This window comes from Chitinimonas violaceus, assembly GCF_052601015.1.
In genome coordinates, this window is record NZ_JBQXDJ010000367.1 from 1 (window position 1) to 205 (window position 205).

At 59.5% G+C, this 205-nt stretch carries 1 pseudogene; it reads right to left on the minus strand.

Going from position 1 to position 205, the window contains the following annotated elements:
• A pseudogene (locus ACUHMQ_RS21600) lies at positions 1-205 on the minus strand (IS5/IS1182 family transposase); the annotation flags it as partial.

The window sequence follows — 205 nt, forward strand, 5'->3', positions numbered from 1 at the left end:
CCGTCGATTGCGACGTTTCTGGCATTCGGACAAGGGCTTGTCCGCTCTGCCTTTACGCTGGGTGTGCATGCGCCAGCTTTGTCCAATGAGCCGAGCTTCACGCTCCCCATCCACATAGCCGCGATCAGTCCACACGTCACGGCTGGTATTACCCTCGTCGAGTACGCGCTCAAAGTGCAAGGTGTCGTGCTCGCTGGCAGTGCTG